Consider the following 14,694-nt stretch of genomic DNA (forward strand, 5'->3'; position numbering starts at 1 on the left):
GCAAATACAATTACACTAACAATAAAAACTAGGAGTGTGGCACCATGAAAAAAATCGGAACTATGCTACTTCTCTCCTTCCTCATCACTGGATGCACACAAACGCAACCGGATTCAAAAGAACAAAAAAAAGACGTAATAGCAACGTCATCCACTCAAGTGAACGCACCTTCCTTCTTTCACCTTAGTGTTTTAAAAGATGTAAATTGGGAAGAAACACCTTCTTTCGTAGAAGGAAAAATGCCTTTAAAAGGCATCGAAGGTAAAGTCGCAATGGCTGATAGTCCTATTATCGCAAATGAACAAAATGAAATAATGTGGCACTTTCTAGATTCTGAAATACCGACTGGAAAATTGTCTATTATTGCGCTAAAACAAGGATCTGTAACTCCGACACAAGTACTCTTTCAAAAAGAAACTTCCAAACAAACTTGGACTACTTCAAATACAATCGATTCTACTACAAACGAACTCCCTCTCACTATGTCACTACCTTCATCTGGATTATGGTTATTAAATATATATGTGAATGAAAAATATTATGATCAGTTTGTAATCACCGCTGAGTAAAGTGACAAATATAAGCCACTTTCTTACAACAATGTAATTTCTACGTCATGTACTTCGATAGTTGAATTATCTCTCTTCTCTTATACTTAAAGTAAGAAATGAAACGAGGAGAGATGAGAGATGAAAAAAATGATAGAAGTGATCGTAGCAGTAACTGAGGTTTTAGTGAATGGTAAACAAGTTGCAATGGAATTAAATAAATAGTGAAGAAACATAAATAATTCTACACTTCTTCATTATTTTGATTTCTCATCTCAAAAAAGCAGTGCCTTTTAGGCACTGCTTTTCGCTATTAATAACGTGGTATTTTCGTAATTTGTGCCACGCCTGAATCAATAGCTGCTTTCGCTACTGCTTCTGCAACACTTGGAACAACTCTTTTATCTAATGGATTCGGAATTACATAATTCGCATTACGTTCTTCATCAGTAATGATGTTAGCGATCCCATATGCTGCCGCTAATTTCATCTCTTCTGTAATATCAGTTGCGCGCACATCTAACGCACCGCGGAATATTCCGGGAAACGCCAATACATTATTTACTTGATTCGCATAATCCGAGCGTCCAGTTCCTACTACAGCTGCCCCAGCCTCTAATGCATCCTCAGGGAAGATTTCTGGAATTGGATTAGCCATTGCAAACACAATTGCTTTCTCATTCATCGTCTGTACAAGTTCTTTCGTTAATACGTTAGGAGCAGATACGCCAATAAAAATATCAGCTTGGTGAATTGCTTCTTTTAACGTTCCACGCACATGTTCACGATTTGTCTTTTTTGAAACTTCAATTTGTGCTTCGTTCATCCATGTTTCACCTTCACAAACAATACCTTCTAGGCTAACTAGCGTAATGTGCTTTGCACCAGCCTTTAATAATAATTTTCCAATTGCAATTCCTGCCGAACCCGCACCGTTAATAACGATTTTCACATTATCCATTTGTTTGCTAACAACTTTTAATGCATTAATAACAGCTGCTAAAACGACAATAGCTGTTCCATGTTGATCATCATGGAATACAGGAATATTCGTTTCTTCTTTTAATCGTTTTTCAATTTCAAAACAACGCGGTGCTGCAATATCTTCTAAATTAATCCCTGCAAATGTAGGCTCTAAATTTTTTACAAGGGTAACGATTTCATCTACATCCGTTGTGCCTAAACATAATGGGAAAGCATCTACATTCGCAAACTTCTTAAACAAAATACTTTTTCCTTCCATAACAGGCATAGCGGCTTTCGGTCCAATGTTTCCTAAACCGAGTACCGCTGTTCCATCTGAAACAACTGCCACCATATTGCCACGTGCTGTATAGTCATACACTGTTTCTTCATCTGCCGCAATCGCTTTACACGACTCCGCTACACCTGGTGTATACGTCAGGCTTAAATCATCCGCTGAATTTACCTCCACTTTACTTGTAATTTCAATTTTCCCTACTAATTCTTTATGCAATAACAATGATCTTTCATTAATTTGATTTGCTAACATACTTATAATCTCCCCTTAATTTGACAAGCTAGCTATACGAATATAGCTAGCTTGTTTGATCATGAAAACATTTTTAATAATATTGTCGCCGTTACAACCATTGCCGCCCCGCCTAAACGAGTTGAAATTTGCGCGAACGGCATTAATTCCATACGATTTGAAGCCGATAAAATAGCAACATCTCCAGTTCCGCCTAAACCGCTATGACATCCAGTTACAATCGCCGATTCAACTGGATACATCTTCATCACTTTCCCTACAAGAAAACCTGATGCTACCATTGTAAGAACAACCGATGCGCACACAACAACATATCCTACTGAAAGAACTGCTGCTACGTCTTTTAACGGAATATATAGCAATCCTAATCCAACCATTAAAGGCCAAGTTAAATTCTTCGAAATAAATTTATATAAATGGAATGCTCCTTGCTCCATTTTTGCTGGCATTAATTTAAAGTATTTCACAAGTGCTGCTGAAAAAATCATAATGATTGCCCCAGGAATACCGATGAACTTAGAAGCAAATCCTCCGAAGATGAAGAACGTACACGCAATTAATAAACCTGCTCCCATTAATGAGAAGTCAATTGGCTTCTCTGTATTTTGTTCTTTTAATAATTCTGCTTGATTGTCTGTTTTCACTAATACACCGTTACCACTAAGCTCCGGTTTCTTCTCACCTAAACGCTTCATATACCCTGCACTTACAATTGCGAACATATTTCCAATAATAGCTGCTGGAATAAGCTGTGATACAAACGTCGCTGATGATTCATTTAAAATATCACTATAAGCTAGCGACAATGGTAAAATCCCTTCCCCGATACCACCACTCACAATTGGTACGATGATAAAGAAGAATGTGTGCTTCATTTCAAATCCAAATAATGAACCGACCAATAATCCTACTGCTACAGAAGCTAATGTCCCTACTACTAAAGGAATAAACATGCGAACGAAACCTTGTACTAACACTTTACGGTTCATTCCTAAAATACTTCCGACTACTAAACAAGAAATATATAAATATAAAAAGTTCGATTTTTTCATTAACATAGTCGCAGCTTCCATTGAAGCTGGATTCATCCAGTTAAAAAATACAAGTAATGATGGAATAAATAACGAAAGTATTGCTGGACCGCCGATATTTTTTAAAATTGGAATTCTCATCCCAATATCGCCTAAGAAAATCCCCATGATCATAATAACTGCAAATCCACCAATCATATCTGCTGGCAATTTATTATATACAGATGCCCCATAAATAATAGCAGCCAATACTACATATAACGGTAAAGGTATAACACCGATTTTTACATTCATAATTTTAGAAGCGAAAGATTCTCTTTGTACTTCATTTCCTTCAGAAAATGATACCGCTTCCACATTCTTTTGAATTCCCATATGGCACCCCCTCGTTTTCTTAATAACAATATTAAAACGCTTTCAATAGTAAAAATAGTTTTTGTAAGTTTTGTAATTGATTTTGTAATTAAAAAAAGTATAAGCGACTTATATTAAGTCGCTTATACGTAAAACTCTATTTTCTTTTGATCAACACATCTTAATTTACTTACAGGTCTGCCCACATGTTGGTACATCATTTCGTTTTCTAACACCCCAATGTCAGTCAAAAACATTACATATTTTCGAATAGAAACTCTTGAAATTCCAACTAATTGTGCCATTTCATCTGTTGTAAACACTCTTCCATTCAACGACTCGATCTTCTGCCAAATTAATTGCAACGTTTGCTTCGTTAACCCTTTCGGAAGCTCTTTCGTGACAGTAGGCTCCCTTTTTTCTTTTTGTAAAATTAACGAATCTAATTCCGATTGACTAATTTTTTGTTGTTCTTTCATAAAAGTAAGTTTTTCTCGATATATAGTTAATGCCTCTTTAAATCGTTCAAATGTAAATGGTTTAATTAAATAATCTACTACACCATATTGTAATGCTTTTTTAATACTTCCCATATCATGTACAGCTGAAATCATTATAATATCGATTTCTTTTTCTTGGTTCCGGATATACATTAAAAGCTCAAAACCAGTCTCTTCAGGCATAAAAATATCAAGTAATACTAAATCTACTCGTGATTTCTCTAATATTTCGATCGCCGACTTTACTGAGTTAACTGCTTGAACAAGTTCAAATCCTCCTACTTGCTCTAAATAATGCGTATTTAGCATTGCTACCATCGGGTCATCTTCTACAATTAAAACTTTAATCATATTTGCCTCTCATCCCTACCTTTAGGTATTTCAATTGTTATCGTTGTTCCCTTACCTACTAATGAATGCATATGAATTTCCCCATTTATTCGCTGTATACTTTCTTTTACAAGATACAAACCATAACCGCGGTTATCTCCCTTTGTGGAATAACCTTTCGTAAATAATTCCTCTATTTCTTTTTCTTGTATACCTTTTCCCGTATCTTGTACTGTAATAGTTAGTATATCCCCATGTTGTATCTTAACTTCAACTCGCTTCTTTTCACAATTCGTAACTGCCTCTAATGCATTATCAATTAAATTTCCGACAATCGTAATAAGTTCATGAGTAATACTTTCATCATCTATTTCCGGCATATAAGAATCTTCACTTATAATTAATTTTATATTTTTCTCTCTAGCATAGCTGAGCTTACCTAGTAAAAAACCAGCAAATACTGGACTTTTTATTCTTTTCATAACTCCACCAATTTCATATTGATGCTCTGATACCATGCCGCTTATATACTTCTGTAATTCTTCATACTGCTTCATATGTGTAAGCCCTAATACGACATGCATCTTATTCATAAACTCATGAGATTGTGCCCGTAATGCTTCTGCATATAGTCTAATACCAGTTAGTTCCTCTGCTAGTTTTCTAATCTCTGTTTTATCACGAAATGTTGCAATTGCACCAACTATTTCTCCTTTTACATATAAAGGAACTCGATTCGTCACAATCGTAATTCCATAAATATTTTGTTCTTCGTTTAATTGTACTTCTCCCGTTTGCAATACTTCTTTTATACGTGAATTTGGCATATACAACTCAACATCTTTACCGATAAAATCTTCTTCAAGTCCGCTTTTTTTAAATAGACGTTTCGCTTCATTATTAATTAATGTTACTCTAGCCTCTTTATCTACAGCAATAATACCTTCCTTTACAGATTGTAGCATCGTATTTCTTTCTTCAAGAATTTTTGCTATCCTGTGCGGCTCAAGACCGAATAAACTTTTCTTTATATGTCTAGCTAGCAATATTGCTCCTATAATTCCGACTAATACACCAACTCCGACACCAATATAAATGATATGTCTACTTTCCTTAACTCTCTCTTTTACATTATCTGCTGAAATACCAACAGCCACAGCTCCAAGTTGTTCACCTGTTTCAGAAAATATTGGTACAAACACTCGCATGGAAATACCTAAAGTTCCTTCTGCTAACGATACATGTTCTTTTCCTTTCAATGCAGGCCCTTCATCTCCCCCAATAAAATGATGCCCTATTTTTTGAGGATTTGGATGTGACTTTCTTATTCCATTCATGTCCATAACTACAATAAACTGAACACCTGTGTTTTGTAATATTCTATTTGTATACGTTTGGATTGCAGAGGTATCTGCTTTCCCAACCAAACCATCGATTACAATCGAATCATTCGCCACAATGTGTGCAATTGTTTTTGCCTTCTCTGCTTGGCTATCTTCCGTCGTCCGTTCTACATTATGACTAATTAATATATCTGTCACAAGTAAAGAAAAAATTACAACTGTACAAACTAACAATGTAATCGTTTTCCATAAATTCCATAGTCTTCTTCTTTTTTTCATCCCGTTAATGACTCCCCTAATTGCTGAATAGAAAAATAAGTAAGGTGATATTATTTTCACCTTACTTATCTGCTGTTATTATACTTTAAATTTACTAGTCATCGCTTGTAGTTCTTCTGCCATCTCAGCTAAGTTTTGCGAAGCTGAACTAATTTCCTCCATGGAATTAACCTGTTCTTCTGTTGAAGCTGCAACACTTTGCATACTAGCTGTATTTTCTTCTGCAGCAGCTGCAATTTCATCAATAGCATTTGTCACTTCATTTGCATCTCCAGCAATTCTCTTCGTTGTTTCTACCATTTGATTAACTTGAGAAACAATATGTGTAGTAGAACTTAAAATTTCCGTAAAACTTACTTTCGTTTTTGTTACAACATCAAGGCCCTGTTGAACTTCTCCATTCACATTATCCATCGCCTTAACAGTATGTTCAATATCCGCCTTAATTTCTGCAATTAAATTTGCAATCTCTCCAGATGACTCTCCTGATTGCTCTGCTAATTTTCTAACCTCATCTGCTACAATAGCAAATCCTCGTCCCTGTTCACCTGCTCTTGCTGCTTCAATAGCCGCATTTAAAGCTAATAAGTTTGTTTGAGTTGCGATGTTTTGAATTGCTTCAGAAATAGCTCCTACTTGCTTTGATTTCTCATCAAGCAGTTTAATAATAGCATCTGACTCGGATACCGACCTAGAAATAGACTGCATTTGTTTTGCAGTTTGTTCAACTAAATCTTCTCCCTCTTCAGCTCTTTCTCGCGCATGTAATGAGGAAATAGAAATTGACTCTGCGCTTCCAGTTACATCTTGAATTGCTGTATTTACTTGTTGCAATGTAGCCGCACCTTCTTCAACACCTTGACTTTGTGATTCAGCCCCACCTGATACTTGTTCCATTGCAATTGTAATTTGATCTGTCGCATCATTTGCTTGCTGTACGCTCGCTGTTAACTCTTCTGCCGATGCTGCAACATGTTCTGCTGAAAAGCTAATTTGGGTAATAACATCTTGTAAAGACGTAGACATTTTATTAAATGAATTCCCTAATTTCCCTATGTCATCCTTGGAATGGATTGTAATTTTCTCTGTTAAATCTCCCTTACTAATTTTATATGCCGATTCAGCTATTTTTCGTAATGGCCTTGTAATAGACTTTGTAATGAAATAAATTAATATACTACCAAATGCAATAGCGATAGCAATGACAATCAAAGTCTTATAAAACACTGGACTGGCAGCTTGGGTAATTTCTTCATCGAACATAACGCCAACTACTTTCCAGCCCGTTTTCTCATTTGTTGCAAAGATTAAATTCTTTTTATCATCTTGTTCTGTATAAGACACATTTCCTTGTTTATCTTCATAAATTGGTTTAATCCAAGGATCAGTAACTTTTGCACCTGGTTTTCTAGATGGATGACTAACAATTTGCTTATTTTGATCTAAAATAACTGCATAACCTTTTTCACCAATGTTAATCATTTTGGAAATTTTTAAGATGTTATCTAAGTTTAAATTAATTCCTATAACACCTTTACCATCTTTTACTTCTTTTGCAATTGTCACTACCATATTTTTTGTAGATGCTGACTGATATGGTGCAGTAACAATTACTTTTCCTTTATTTTCATGTGCTTCTTTATACCAAGATCTATCTGTTGGATTATACCCATCAGCCATCTGGATAAATGGTTCTCTTATAAACTTTCCCGTCTCTGTTCCAATATAAATACCTTCTACTTCTGGATGAAGCTTTATATATTGCGCTAACTTCGTTCTTACTATTTCTTCTTGTCCGTTTGGATATGTATCCTCTGTTAAGATGTCTGCAAAGTACGTCGCATCAACAAATTTCTCTTCTATATTTTGAGAAATAACAGTATTTAAAATCGAAATATTCTCCTTTGCTTTAGCTGTCATTTGATGTTCAAAATTTGTTTTGGCAGTTTGATATGAAACACCACCGATAATAATTCCTGGTATAGTTAAAATAATAAAAAATGAAATGATTAATTTTTTATTGATACTCATACATTTAACCCAGTTAAATATTTTTTGCATAATAAGCCTCCTTTATGTAATGTGGATACTTGTGTCATTTTATACAATTAACATATATAAAACAATATATAATGATAACATGTAATTTTTTCGTCAATTATGCATTTTTGCATATTCACTCCTTATACGTATTTTAATCATAAAAATAAGAGAACTTTAGCATTATATATGCTAAAGTTCTCTTATTTCTTAACAGCTTATACTCTATAAAACTTCTCTTATAATCCTCAAATCTTTATCCTTCGCCTTATAGTCATATTACTAAAACTCTTCGTCCTAATTTATTTGACGCTCTTTACATAACTAATTGCCTGACTTCCCATTTGCGCCCATGCCTGTTCAAAGGTTTCTCTCGGTACTTTTACATCTAAGCTACCCTCAAGTGGATCTCGAATATATACAGATTCCTGATCATACCCGATAAGTACAATACAATGTTCATTATACGTAATAGAAACATCTCCACTATTTGTTTCCCATGTAGTAAATTCATCTGCATCTAATGGTGCAAATGTTGCATTTGTGATCATGACTACAGGTTGCCCTGCTTTTATACTCTTATAAATTTCTTCTATATTCTTCCCTGTTAAGTCTACAGCTTTATTAGGTAAATATTTTTCCGCTAACTGAAAAAGTGGCCCATGATATACACCATATCCCGATTCAGAAAATGTATAAATATTACCTACAAATCCTTCATTTGGATTCCCGCGCACACCATCGTCTATAAAATCAACTTTTTTTATTTCATTTGCTAATGTCATCTTATCCACTGAAACACCAGCGTATTGTAACATCATCGCTAAACTCGTCACTTCACAGCCTCTATCCAATTCTGGTAACTGCTGAATTAAGGGAACATTTGATAAGATGACTTTTTCATCGTTATTACTAAACTCCGTTTCTTTTCCTCTTTGTATATTTGAGAATGTTAACTTCTCTACATACTTTGGAATTCCATTTGTATATACACTCCATATTGCTGCACCTAGTAAAGCTGTACATATATACCACTTCAATTTTCTTATCGCTTTCACACCCTTATTAATTCGTTAAATAAGAATAAAATGCGTCAGCATCCGTTCGTACCATCGGTACAAAATTTAGTTCTTTTCCTTTTTCAGGCTGATCTTTTTTTATCTTTTCCGCTAACTCTTGAATATTCATATTCATTTTATCCATATTAAGCTCATCTGCCATTTGTAGCACCTTTTGTTCATTAATTTCTCTTAATATTTGATATATATCTTTACCATACAAATCAATATGATGTTTTTTTGCTTCTTCTTGTACTTTTTGTTCGTACACTTCTTGTGCTAACTCTTCAATTTCTTTTCCTTTTTGAGAAATGTCTAGCTTTTCTGCTTCTTCTCTTACTTTCTTTCCGTAGATTTCTTCCGCGATGTCTTCGATTTCTTTTCCATCTGTCGAAATACCTAATTTATCTGCTTCATCTTTAATTTTAATCGCATTAATTTGAGTAATTAAATCTACAATTGATGTATTCTCTATAGATATACCTAGCTTTAACGCTTCTTGCTTTACTTTTGTTTCATAGATTTCTTCTGACAGCGTCCCAACATCTTTTCCTTCAATCGATATGCCTAACTGCTCTGCTTCCCTTCCTACTTCTGTTTCATGAATTTCTTTTTCTAGTGTAATTTGTTCTTTTCCTTCCGTTTCAATACCTAGTTTCTCTGCTTTTTCTTCTGTATGCACTGCATGTATCTTACCATTGTTCAATTGTTCTTTACTGCGCTGCGTGTAATCTGTCTTTCCTTTTTGTGTTTCAGAAGGAGAGGCACCCCCTAATATACTTAAACTCATTACTCCAATAGTGAATACCGTCATCATTTTCTTTTTCAAAATTAATTCCTCCCTCTTATACTTTCTTTCCCATCATTCCCCTAGTTTTTTTAATACTATACATACATCTCATCGCTGCTTGAGATAACATTATGATTGATAACCCCCACTCACATACACCTAGTCTCTTCTTCATGTAACGAACTTTCTTTATGCCATACATAATATAAATAGTTTCTTAACTTTACCTTAAAAAAAGACGACCCTGTAAAAACAAGGTCGTCTTCTTACTTATATTTTTTGGTTTTTAGGGAAAATCACTTCAAAACAAGTGCCATCTCCCCATTTGCTCTCTACTGATATTTTTCCGTAATGCTTTTCTACAATCCAATTTGCGATTGAAAGACCTAATCCAGCTCCTTCTGACGTACTTCTTGCTTTATCCCCTTGATAAAAACGATCAAATAATTTCGGAATATCTTCTTCTTTCACTCCTATCCCGTCATCTTTCACCTGTATGCGAATTGAACTACTCGTTTGCGTGCAATCAATTTGAATATGCCCACCTTCGTTTGTATACTTCATCGCATTATCTAACAGTATGACCATCATTTGATGAATCCGCTCTCTATCAGCCATAAAAGATACACCACGTTCTACTTTTAGCATCATTTCTTTTTCTTGATAAGAAGCAATCTCTTTATATGGAGCTACTATTTCTTCTAACAATTTATCAAGTTCAAATGTTTTCTTATCCATCTCAATTTGATTAGAATCAGAACGTGCTAGCAATAATAAATTACTAACGAGTTTCGATAACCGCCTACATTCTTTTGAAATTGTAGAAATATCCATCGCTTTTTCTTCTATCGTAGCGGATGGTGACTGGAATAAAACATCCGTTTTTGATTGAATAACTGCAAGTGGTGTCCTGAGTTCATGTGATGCATCAGAAACGAATTGTTGCTGTTTCTCCCATGAACTTTGAATAGGTACAAGTGCTCTACCAGCTAGGAAAAAGCCAATACCTATCGCACAGAGGCTTCCTATGCTACAACCTATAACGAGAATTAAAAATAAAGTATTTAACATTCCTTCTTCCGCTGTTATATCTCGCACGATTTGAACTATTTCTCCATCTTTTTGAAGCGAAAATGCTCTAAAATATCGTCCTTGTATTTCAATATCTTGTAACTCCTCTAATTTTTCGGGAGAAAAACTTTCCAAATTCTCTTCAAAAATAGAACGGAATTTACGGTTATCGCCCTCTATTTTCACTATTTTTCCATTCCAAGTTATTCTAGTCACTCGCGGATCTCCAATTTGGATATTCTCCATGCGTTTTCTTGGTGGTATTTTAACATCTAATTTTTCTCTATACTGAGCCATCATTTTTATAGATTGATCCACTTCATTATAAATACGCTTATATGTGTATGAATAAATAATACTACCTAATATACCTATTAATAGAATAAATACTAATGAGTTCACTATAGTCAAACGAATGCGTGTTTTTTGAAACATACTTCCTTTTTTCATTGTTCTTTTAATATATATCCAATACCTCGAACGGTTTGAATATCTTTCTGATAACCGAATGGTTCTAATTTTTTACGCAAATGATGCACATATACTTCTACAATCGCTACTGTAGTATCTGAATCAAATCCCCAAACACGATCAAAAATTTGTTCACGCATTAAAATCTTCCCGCTATTTTGAATGAGATACTCTAGTAGCTCATATTGTTTCAATGTCAACTTAATACTTTGTCCATCTACTTGAACGTCTTTATCTTTTCCGAACAATTCAATCCCTTTATAACGAATTGTTTGCTGCGTTGTTAAACTACCACTTCTGCGTAGTAAAGCACGAATTCTCGCTTTTAATTCAGGGGCCTGAAATGGCTTAACAATATAGTCATCTCCACCAAAGTCCAATCCCTTCACCCGATCTTCTAAAGAATCTCTCGCTGTCAAAAACAGGACTGGTGTTTCAATCTTTTCATCTCGTATTTTTTGAATCACTTCAAATCCGTCCATCCCTGGCATCATCACATCCAGCAAAATTGCATCATATATATTTTGAAGAGCTAAAAACAATCCATCTTCTCCATTTATTGCCGTATCTACTTCAAATTCATCACGTAAAATTTGTACGATAGACTCTAATAACGAAGCATTATCTTCTACTACAAGTAAACGCATGCTCTCACCTTCCATCAAATAGTTCAATTCTATTTATTATTACATTTCTTCTCTTTATAACAAAAGAATGTAGTTACATTACGTAATTTCATTTTTAACTATTTCCTTCTAAAATTTTGAAGTTTTATTATAAAAACTTTGTCTTAAATTTAGCTTAATAAAAAATTGAAAGAAATAAGATTCCTCTTATCTCTTTCAATTTTTTATTACATATACCTTTTTACTCGGCAACTCTAAACAATTTAGCTGACCGCCATACACAGCCCCGCCATCAATCCCAATAATACGATTACTACCAAAATACACTCCGCAATCCTCACTACCATGAAGCGTTTTTGTTTCCGTATGCCCAAATACAACAACCTTTTCACCGCTATATCCATTATGAAATTCATTACGGATCCACATTAATGTATATGGTTCAGATTCAGAAACTCGTTTCATCGGTTCAACCCCAGCATGTACAAATATATACTCTTCTGTTTCAATGTAATGATCTAATTCTTGAATAAACTTTATATGTTCCTCTAATACACGAGAGTGTAAAATCGGTTTTTGGAAGTCTTTCTCATTAACCGCAATATCTTCTTCTACAAATCCATAGCTATATAATGTCTTATCTCCACCATTTCTTTTTACCCAATGGTTCCATGAACGTTCCTCATTTGTCGTTAACGCCTTAATCATCATATCTTCATGATTTCCTTTTAAAATGAGTGCTCCCTCTTTTTTCAATTCTCTTACCTTTTCAATTACAGCACGCGCATTTGGACCACGATCTACATAATCTCCCAGTAAGATTAATTGATCCTGTTTCGCATCATATTGAGCTTCTTCCAATAACTGTTCGAACTTTTCTATCTCTCCATGAATATCACTAATAACAAGAATTCTTTTCATATTATCCCCCCTCTTTCTAATTATAGTTCAAAACGACAGAAAGTTCAGAATTGAAATCCCGCATTAACGGGCAGTAAGCCCCCCACTGATTACAGTTTCACTTTATTACAAACTAAACTATTATCCTTACAACAATGTAAGTCTCTTGTCATCCAATTCGATAGTTGTAATTACTGTATTTCCTTATACTGAGAGTAAGAAATGAAACAAAAAATAAGGAGAGATGAGAGATGAAAAAAGTAATGGAAGTTGTAGTAGCGGTAGTAGAGGTTTTCGTAAATGGTAAACAAGTCGCAATGGAGTTAAATAAATAATGAAAAGGACAACATTCACTCTAGACCCTTTACTCATATAAAAGAGATAAGACTTCATCATTTCTTTGATCCCTTATCTCCCTATAAAGAAAGCCGTATCCCTTTTAAGGATACGGCTTTCTCTTATTTTTGACTCGTACGAGCTGAAATGCTAATTGCTCTATCTGTTGCTTTGGCAGCTTCATCTAACGCTTCTTTACTATTCTTCCCGTCATACATCGCTTCTAATGCTTTTACAACTGCATCTCGTGATTCTGGGAATACACTAATTAAAGCCCCTTGTGTTGCTGGAGATTGCTTCGTCGCTTGCAATTGATCTACTGTTACTTTCAACTGTGGATATTTTTCATATTGCTCTTTTACTAATGGCTCATTATATGCATCTGGATTAATTGAGAAATAACCTGTTGCAGTATGCCATTTTGCTTGTACGTCTGGCTTCGTTAAATATTTCATAAAGTCCCAAGCACCTTGTTGCGTTTCTTCTGAAACCATATTCGTCATCCATAATGATGCTCCACCAATAACAACACCATTTTGTTTCGAATCCTCTGGATACGGAATATATGAAACACCTACATTAAACTTAGATGCATCGATTAAATCACGAACACCTGCTGAAGAATCTAAATACATAGCAACTTGTCCAGACTGGAACGCGGCACGAATATCATCCCAACTTGCTCCATACTTTCCAAGGGCGCCAGCTTTATTTAAATCATCTAACATTCCAAATACTTTCTGTCCTTCTTTACCGTTGAATACCGCCTTCTTTGCAGCATCTTTACGGCCGTTTTCGTTATCTACATATAAAGCACCTTGTGTCGCTAACAATTCTTCAAAGAACCAACCGTAGTTAAGCATGGAGAATCCATATTGTTTTACATTTCCGCCTTCTTTAATCGTTAACTTTTTCGCTGCTTCTTGTAATTCCGCATATGTTTTTGGAGCTTTCTCTGGATCTAAGCCCGCCTTTGCGAAAGCATCTTTATTATAAATTAATACTGGTGTAGATGAATTAAATGGCATAGAATACATTTTTCCATCAACTGAATAATAATTTGTAATTGCTTTTTCTAATTTTGACGTATCGTACTTATCTTTTTTTATCCAGCTATCAATTGGTGTGATTTTTTTACTATCAATCATATATTTCGTTGTAATTTCACTCGATTGAACAAGAGCTGGCGCTTCTTTCGTTGCAGACATCGTTCTAAATTTCGTTAAAGACTCTTCATATGTCCCTTGGAACTCTGCCTTTATCTCATATTTATTTTGCGACTTATTATAGTCTGCAACAAGACCATCTAATACTCCTTGTGTTTTTCCACCCATCGCATGCCAGAAGCGAATTACAGTTTTATCACCATTTTTTTCAACTGGTGCTACTTTTGCCTGTGCTTCAGGTTTTCCCTCTGTTTTACTATTTGAACAAGCTGCACTAGATAATGCCATTGTTGCTACCATTAATAGAGCAGCACCTTTTTTAACTAGACTCATTTAAA

At 34.6% G+C, this 14,694-nt stretch carries 12 protein-coding genes and 1 pseudogene; 1 reads left to right on the forward strand and 12 read right to left on the reverse strand.

Translation table 11 applies throughout. The features are described 5' to 3' along the window. Positions 1 to 44 precede the first annotated feature (44 nt). The gene (locus MKY38_RS19325) at positions 45 to 569 is read left to right on the forward strand and encodes a DUF4871 domain-containing protein (RefSeq protein ID WP_000719692.1); all 525 of its coding nucleotides are present in this window, start codon (positions 45 to 47) and stop codon (positions 567 to 569) included. A 292-nt stretch (positions 570 to 861) separates the two neighbouring features. Here the strand turns inward: MKY38_RS19325 and MKY38_RS19330 are convergent, their stop codons facing one another. The 12 genes and pseudogenes from MKY38_RS19330 to MKY38_RS19380 form a co-directional block, all read right to left on the reverse strand. Next, positions 862 to 2,061 carry an NAD(P)-dependent malic enzyme gene (locus MKY38_RS19330; protein ID WP_000880780.1) on the reverse strand — a complete coding sequence of 400 codons (1,200 nt, stop codon included), beginning with the start codon at positions 2,059 to 2,061 and terminating at the stop codon, positions 862 to 864. A 59-nt stretch (positions 2,062 to 2,120) separates the two neighbouring features. Then, on the reverse strand, positions 2,121 to 3,467 hold the full coding sequence (locus tag MKY38_RS19335) for a 2-hydroxycarboxylate transporter family protein (protein ID WP_000512722.1): 1,347 nt from the start codon (positions 3,465 to 3,467) through the stop codon (positions 2,121 to 2,123). 122 nt (positions 3,468 to 3,589) lie between these two features. Continuing rightward, positions 3,590 to 4,297 (reverse strand): response regulator, encoded by a 708-nt coding sequence (locus tag MKY38_RS19340; protein WP_000598666.1) that lies wholly within the window; start codon positions 4,295 to 4,297, stop codon positions 3,590 to 3,592. Beyond that, the gene (locus MKY38_RS19345; RefSeq protein WP_000747345.1) at positions 4,294 to 5,898 is read right to left on the reverse strand and encodes a sensor histidine kinase; all 1,605 of its coding nucleotides are present in this window, start codon (positions 5,896 to 5,898) and stop codon (positions 4,294 to 4,296) included. The genes MKY38_RS19340 and MKY38_RS19345 overlap by 4 nt, the downstream gene beginning before the upstream one ends. Positions 5,899 to 5,976: 78 nt before the next feature. Further along, positions 5,977 to 6,924 (reverse strand): methyl-accepting chemotaxis protein, encoded by a 948-nt coding sequence (locus MKY38_RS29350; RefSeq protein WP_433846465.1) that lies wholly within the window; start codon positions 6,922 to 6,924, stop codon positions 5,977 to 5,979. After that, positions 6,916 to 7,959, reverse strand: a pseudogene (locus MKY38_RS29355) (cache domain-containing protein); the annotation flags it as partial. The pseudogene MKY38_RS29355 and the gene MKY38_RS29350, both read right to left, overlap by 9 nt. A 281-nt stretch (positions 7,960 to 8,240) precedes the next feature. After that, the gene (locus MKY38_RS19355; RefSeq protein ID WP_002023225.1) at positions 8,241 to 8,996 is read right to left on the reverse strand and encodes a C39 family peptidase; all 756 of its coding nucleotides are present in this window, start codon (positions 8,994 to 8,996) and stop codon (positions 8,241 to 8,243) included. Between the two features lie 7 nt (positions 8,997 to 9,003). Continuing rightward, complete coding sequence (locus tag MKY38_RS19360) at positions 9,004 to 9,825, reverse strand: hypothetical protein (protein ID WP_000728587.1); 822 nt, start codon at positions 9,823 to 9,825, stop codon at positions 9,004 to 9,006. A 231-nt stretch (positions 9,826 to 10,056) separates the two neighbouring features. Continuing rightward, the gene (locus MKY38_RS19365) at positions 10,057 to 11,307 is read right to left on the reverse strand and encodes a sensor histidine kinase (protein ID WP_000715832.1); all 1,251 of its coding nucleotides are present in this window, start codon (positions 11,305 to 11,307) and stop codon (positions 10,057 to 10,059) included. Beyond that, entirely contained in the window at positions 11,304 to 11,975 is a 672-nt protein-coding gene (locus MKY38_RS19370) for a response regulator transcription factor (RefSeq protein WP_001238623.1), read from the reverse strand. The genes MKY38_RS19365 and MKY38_RS19370 overlap by 4 nt, the downstream gene beginning before the upstream one ends. A gap of 195 nt (positions 11,976 to 12,170) precedes the next feature. Beyond that, entirely contained in the window at positions 12,171 to 12,875 is a 705-nt protein-coding gene (locus MKY38_RS19375) for a metallophosphoesterase family protein (RefSeq protein WP_000821975.1), read from the reverse strand. A 437-nt stretch (positions 12,876 to 13,312) separates the two neighbouring features. Continuing rightward, positions 13,313 to 14,689: an ABC transporter substrate-binding protein gene (locus tag MKY38_RS19380; protein WP_000060602.1), complete on the reverse strand. Its 1,377-nt coding sequence runs from the start codon at positions 14,687 to 14,689 to the stop codon at positions 13,313 to 13,315. Positions 14,690 to 14,694 lie beyond the last annotated feature (5 nt).

Origin of the sequence: Bacillus sp. FSL R5-0585, assembly GCF_038004545.1 — a bacterium.
Lineage (GTDB): Bacteria > Bacillota > Bacilli > Bacillales > Bacillaceae_G > Bacillus_A > Bacillus_A cereus.

Excerpts from the sequence above, each read along its gene's own strand:
- MKY38_RS19325 (WP_000719692.1), top strand. The coding sequence starts at position 45 with ATGAAAAAAATCGGAACTATGCTACTTCTCTCCTTCCTCATCACTGGA.
- MKY38_RS19330 (WP_000880780.1), bottom strand. The coding sequence starts at position 2,061 with ATGTTAGCAAATCAAATTAATGAAAGATCATTGTTATTGCATAAAGAA.
- MKY38_RS19335 (WP_000512722.1), bottom strand. The coding sequence starts at position 3,467 with ATGGGAATTCAAAAGAATGTGGAAGCGGTATCATTTTCTGAAGGAAAT.
- MKY38_RS19340 (WP_000598666.1), bottom strand. The coding sequence starts at position 4,297 with ATGATTAAAGTTTTAATTGTAGAAGATGACCCGATGGTAGCAATGCTA.
- MKY38_RS19345 (WP_000747345.1), bottom strand. The coding sequence starts at position 5,898 with ATGAAAAAAAGAAGAAGACTATGGAATTTATGGAAAACGATTACATTG.
- MKY38_RS29350 (WP_433846465.1), bottom strand. The coding sequence starts at position 6,924 with ATGTCTACGTCTTTACAAGATGTTATTACCCAAATTAGCTTTTCAGCA.
- MKY38_RS19365 (WP_000715832.1), bottom strand. The coding sequence starts at position 11,307 with ATGAAAAAAGGAAGTATGTTTCAAAAAACACGCATTCGTTTGACTATA.
- MKY38_RS19370 (WP_001238623.1), bottom strand. The coding sequence starts at position 11,975 with ATGCGTTTACTTGTAGTAGAAGATAATGCTTCGTTATTAGAGTCTATC.
- MKY38_RS19375 (WP_000821975.1), bottom strand. The coding sequence starts at position 12,875 with ATGAAAAGAATTCTTGTTATTAGTGATATTCATGGAGAGATAGAAAAG.
- MKY38_RS19380 (WP_000060602.1), bottom strand. The coding sequence starts at position 14,689 with ATGAGTCTAGTTAAAAAAGGTGCTGCTCTATTAATGGTAGCAACAATG.